Here is a 4,486-nt window from a genome sequence, read left to right as displayed (position 1 = left end):
CGGGGGGGCCGCGCATTACACGCAGTGAAAAGCGTGGGGGCTAACAAATTTCCAGCGCCATTTCCAGACCCGACAAAAAGCCGTCTTCAGCCCGGTGGCCCAGGCACCAGTCGCCGCAGGCGCCAATGCGGGCGCTAGCGTCCCAGGCGTGGGATTTGCCCAGCGGCTCGGTGGTTTGGGCAAAGCGCCAGCGGTGCACCTCGGCGTAGGGCGGCTCGGCGCGTATGCCCGTCACTTCAGAAAACGCCTTGATCAGCTTGGCCTTGATGCGCTCGGCGTCGTCTTCCAGATGGCGCTCTGACCACTCGGGGCTGGCCTGAACAGTCCAGCGCTCTATCTGGCCGCGCCCGGGTTTGGACGACTCACGCGCCAGCCACGCGATGCGGTGGTGGGTGCTGCGCGCCGCATTCCAGTGGGGGCCCAGGAGCGGCAGCGTGGGCTGGGGCACCTGCGGAAAAGCCAGCATGAGGGTCCAGCACGGCGCCACATTGACGGCGGAAATCTGTTTTGCCAGGGCGGGCCCCTGCTGCGACGACACCAGCAAGGCATGCGCCTGCTCAGCGGGAACAGCCAGCACCACCGCGTCAAAACCCGAATGGACATGGCTGCTTGCGCCTTCGCCTTCGGTTTGCAACTGCCAGCGCTCCGGGTGCAGCGTGTCGGGCTCGATACGTGTGACCTGCGTTTGCACCAGCAGCTGCCCGGCGTCGGCAAGGGGCTGGGCCCAGTGCCTGACCAGAGCGTTCATGCCTGGCGTGGCAACCCAGTGGGCTTCTTTGGGCGGCAGCGCAGACGCCACGACGCGGCCCAGCGCATCCAGAATCCGGACCGTGCTGGCGCTCCAGGGCCGGATCAGTCCCGGGGTACTGGCCAGCGCCTTTTCAAAGCGCTCGTCACGCACGGTGAAGTACTGGGTGCCGTGGTCAAAGCTGCCAAATTCGGTGTCGCGCGTGGACATGCGTCCGCCGGCTCCCCGGCTTTTTTCAAACACCGTGACCTGGTGACCGGCCTGCGCCAGCGTGCGGGCACAGGTGATGCCGGCAATGCCGGCGCCCACCACGGCAATGCGGCGCGGGGCGGGAGGTTTTGATTTTTTAGAAGAAGCGGTGCGGGATTTTGGGGTCATGTCTTTGTACTTTTTCTGGGTTGATGAAGCGGGCACATTGGGCATATTAGGCAGAGATCGCTGCTGCATTCTTCACGCATTATTCCTTGCAGCACGCCCCTGGATTTCGTCATTAGGGGACGGCGTCACAATTTCGTCATAAACGAAAACCATAGGTGCACTCTACACGCAGCCGGGGGCGGCGCTGCAGAAAAACGGATTTTTTAAAGCGCGTGTTCGCGCTCCAGCAGCGCTTTTCGGGTGCCCGGATTGTCCAGTCGCTGCAGCCACCACTGCAAGGCGCGCCCTTCGCGGCCATCGGCCGTGCGGCGCCAGGCATAGCTCATGGGGATTTGGCGCTCGGCGCGCTCCATCTGCTTTTGTACCAGCCGGCCGGTGGCAATGTGCGGGCGCGCCAGGTATTCGGGCAGAAAGCCGCCCCCCAGACCGCGCAGCTGTGCGTCCAGTTTTTCCTGCATGCCGGGCACGGTAAAGATGTCCTGGCCACCGAGCAGGCCCACCGTCACGCCGCTGCCCCGTTGCACCGAGTCGGCCACGGCCACGGCACGGTACGGCATCAGCATGGCGTCCGTGACGGGCTCTGGGGCCTCGGCCAGCGGGTGGTGCGGCGCTACCGCGTAGATGAAGTGGATGCTGCCCAGCGGCTTGCTTTGCACCGATTTGTTCAGCGCCGGCTCCATGGCGACACCAATGGCCAGGTCGGCCTGGCCCGAGGTCAGGGCCTCCAGCGTGCCCGACAGCGCCTCTTCGCGAATCCGCAGGCGCGTGGGGGGCGCCAGCGCAAAAAATGCCTCGCACAATTCCATCACGGTGGTGCGCGAAATCACGCTGTCAACCGCCAGGGTGAGTTGCGGCTCCCAGCCTGTCGCCACGCGCTTGATACGGTTGGCGATGGCCTCGAGCTCCACCAGCAGGCGCTTGCCTTCGCGCAGCAACTCCTTGCCCGCCTCGGTCAGTTTGGCCTGGCGCGAGGAGCGGTCAAACAGCAGCACATCGAGCGCGTCTTCGACTTGGCGAATGCGGTAGGTCAGGGCGCTGGGCACCACGCCCAACTCGCGTGCGGCCGCCGCCATGCTGCCCGTGCGGTGCACCGCAGCAATCAGTTCAATGGTGTCGGGTGTGAGGGCACTGCCTAGCCGTTTGTTGATCATTGCCGGGTTATATATTCAAATAATTCGAATGATGCCATCAAATCAGTGCAACGCCCAAGGTAATGTCGCCGGCTACAGTGAAGGACTTGCAACAGACCCTGAAAGGGGCTTCAAAATGATGATTCAACGACTTTCCGCCGAACGTGGCTATGCCGATCACGGCTGGCTCAAGTCTTTTCATTCCTTTTCGTTCGCGGGCTACTACGACCCGGCGCACATGGGCTTTGGCAATCTGCGCGTGATCAATGAGGACCGGGTGGCGGCGGGCCGGGGTTTTGGCACGCACAGCCACAAGGACATGGAAATCATCAGCTATGTGCTGAGCGGCGAACTGGCGCACAAGGACAGCATGGGCAACGTCAAGGGTATTCCGCCTGGCGACGTGCAGCGCATGAGTGCGGGCACCGGCGTGCAGCACAGCGAATTCAACCACGCTGAAGGCCAGACCACGCATTTTCTGCAGATATGGATTGAGCCCAACGCGGTCGGCATTGCCCCCGGCTACGAGCAAAAAACCTTTCCTGAAGCCGAAAAGCGCGGCGCGCTGCGGCTGGTCGCCTCGCCCGACGGCGCGCAGGGTTCGATCACGATCCATGCGGACGCCAAAATGTACGCAGGGCTGTTCAATGGCGCGGAAACGGCTACGCTGGCATTGAACCCGGCGCGAAAAACCTATGTGCACCTGGTGCGCGGTGCGCTGGCTGTGAACGGCCACCCGCTGAGCGGCGGCGATGCGCTTTTGATCGAGGGCGAGCCCCGGATTGTGCTGGCCGGCGGCCAGGATGCCGAGGTGCTGGTGTTTGACCTCGCCGCCTGATTTTTCAACGTTTTATCGGTTTTTAATTTTCTCAACCCCAAAGGACTTCTCATGTTTACAGCACTCCAAAACCCCCTGTCACTGATAGGCCGCCTGCTGATGGCCCTGCTGTTTCTTCCGGCGGGCATCGGCAAAATTGGCGGCTTTGCGGGCACCGTGGGCTACATCGGCTCCAAGGGCCTGCCCCTGCCCGAGCTTGGCGCCGCGATTGCCATCGTGGTGGAAGTGGGTGGCGCGCTGGCCCTGATCGCCGGATTCGGCACCCGCTTTGCCGCGCTGGCGCTGGCGCTGTTCACGCTGGTCGCAAGCTTCTTTTTTCATAATTACTGGGGCGTGCCTGCTGAACAAGCCATGATGCAGCAATTGTTGTTCTTCAAGAACATTGGGGTGGTGGGCGGTTTGCTGGTGCTGGCCGCGCACGGTGCCGGTGCCTGGAGCCTGGACGCCAGGCGCAACGCCTGAGCGAGGCCTTTTTTCAACGCAAGGAGATCAGACATGACAAAAGTAGCCGTTGTTTTCCACTCCGGGTACGGCCACACCCTGCGCATGGCGCAAGCCGTGGCGGAAGGTGCCAGCGCGGAACTCGTGGCCATTGACGCCGATGGCAATTTGCCTGAAGGAGGCTGGGACACACTCGCGGCCGCTGATGCCATCATCATGGGGTCGCCCACCTACATGGGCTGCGTGAGCTGGCAGTTCAAGAAGTTTGCAGATGCGTCTTCCAAACCCTGGTACACCCAGGCCTGGAAAGACAAATTGTTTGCGGGCTTCACCAACAGCGCCGCCCTGAATGGCGACAAGATGTCCACGCTGAACTACCTCTTTACCCTGGCGATGCAGCACAGCGGGCTCTGGGTCAGCCAGGGCGTGATGCCCAGCAACAGCAAGGCTGCGCAGCGCAACGACGCCAACGTCCTGGGCTCGTACAGCGGCGCCATGGCCCAGTCCCCGTCAGACGCGGGCGCCAATGAGATGTTTCCGGGCGACCTGGAAAACGCCCGGAATTTAGGCAAGCGCGTGGCTGAAGTGGCCGCCAGGTTTCAGCGCTAATCGGCCCTCAGGCGTTGCGCGCCAGGCGCAGGCCGCTGAACTGCCACTGCGCATCGGGCGGGAAAAAGTTGCGGTAACTGGCGCGCATGTGGCTTTGCGGCGTGGCACACGAGCCGCCGCGCAGCACAAACTGGTTGCACATGAACTTGCCGTTGTACTCGCCCACCACGCCCTCCCACGCCTGGTAGCCGGGGTAGGGGTTGTAGTTGGACTGCGTCCACTCCCAGACATCGCCCAGCAGGTGCGCGGGCGCGTCGTCGCCGGATGGGGTTTGCGGCAACGGGTGGTACGCCGCGTTTTCTGCAAAATTGGCGGGCGGCGTCCCTGAAGCCGGCAGGGTGC

The 4,486-nt window shown here is 63.2% G+C and carries 6 protein-coding genes; 3 read left to right on the top strand and 3 right to left on the bottom strand.

The window, feature by feature from the left end; genetic code table 11:
* Nucleotides 1–40: 40 nt before the first annotated feature.
* Nucleotides 41–1,126, bottom strand: a complete 1,086-nt coding sequence (locus Q8K05_RS09860) for an NAD(P)/FAD-dependent oxidoreductase (protein ID WP_305246455.1) — start codon at nt 1,124–1,126, stop codon at nt 41–43.
* A 203-nt stretch (nt 1,127–1,329) separates the two neighbouring features.
* On the bottom strand, nt 1,330–2,277 hold the full coding sequence (locus Q8K05_RS09855; protein ID WP_305246454.1) for a LysR family transcriptional regulator: 948 nt from the start codon (nt 2,275–2,277) through the stop codon (nt 1,330–1,332).
* Nucleotides 2,278–2,392: 115 nt separating this feature from the next.
* On the opposite strand from Q8K05_RS09855, the gene Q8K05_RS09850 reads away from it, so the two are divergent.
* The 3 genes from Q8K05_RS09850 to Q8K05_RS09840 are packed head-to-tail and all read left to right on the top strand — an operon-like array spanning nt 2,393 to nt 4,144.
* Complete coding sequence (locus tag Q8K05_RS09850) at nt 2,393–3,094, top strand: pirin family protein (RefSeq protein WP_305246453.1); 702 nt, start codon at nt 2,393–2,395, stop codon at nt 3,092–3,094.
* Nucleotides 3,095–3,145: 51 nt separating this feature from the next.
* The gene (locus tag Q8K05_RS09845; protein WP_305246452.1) at nt 3,146–3,556 is read left to right on the top strand and encodes a DoxX family protein; all 411 of its coding nucleotides are present in this window, start codon (nt 3,146–3,148) and stop codon (nt 3,554–3,556) included.
* Nucleotides 3,557–3,589: 33 nt separating this feature from the next.
* Entirely contained in the window at nt 3,590–4,144 is a 555-nt protein-coding gene (locus Q8K05_RS09840) for a flavodoxin family protein (protein WP_305246451.1), read from the top strand.
* 7 nt (nt 4,145–4,151) lie between these two features.
* Here Q8K05_RS09840 and Q8K05_RS09835 read toward each other — a convergent pair.
* A partial coding sequence (locus Q8K05_RS09835) for an SUMF1/EgtB/PvdO family nonheme iron enzyme (protein ID WP_305246450.1) occupies nt 4,152–4,486 on the bottom strand: 335 nt, incomplete at its 5' end.

The organism is Polaromonas sp. (genome assembly GCF_030682935.1).
Lineage (GTDB): Bacteria > Pseudomonadota > Gammaproteobacteria > Burkholderiales > Burkholderiaceae_C > Polaromonas.
The sequence above is the reverse complement of the archived record's forward strand: the minus strand, read 5'-3'. Positions and strand labels throughout refer to the sequence as shown.

Bases quoted from the DNA above. Each gene is read 5' to 3' on its own strand.
- Q8K05_RS09860 (WP_305246455.1), bottom strand. From the start codon at position 1,126: ATGACCCCAAAATCCCGCACCGCTTCTTCTAAAAAATCAAAACCTCCC.
- Q8K05_RS09855 (WP_305246454.1), bottom strand. From the start codon at position 2,277: ATGATCAACAAACGGCTAGGCAGTGCCCTCACACCCGACACCATTGAA.
- Q8K05_RS09850 (WP_305246453.1), top strand. From the start codon at position 2,393: ATGATGATTCAACGACTTTCCGCCGAACGTGGCTATGCCGATCACGGC.
- Q8K05_RS09845 (WP_305246452.1), top strand. From the start codon at position 3,146: ATGTTTACAGCACTCCAAAACCCCCTGTCACTGATAGGCCGCCTGCTG.
- Q8K05_RS09840 (WP_305246451.1), top strand. From the start codon at position 3,590: ATGACAAAAGTAGCCGTTGTTTTCCACTCCGGGTACGGCCACACCCTG.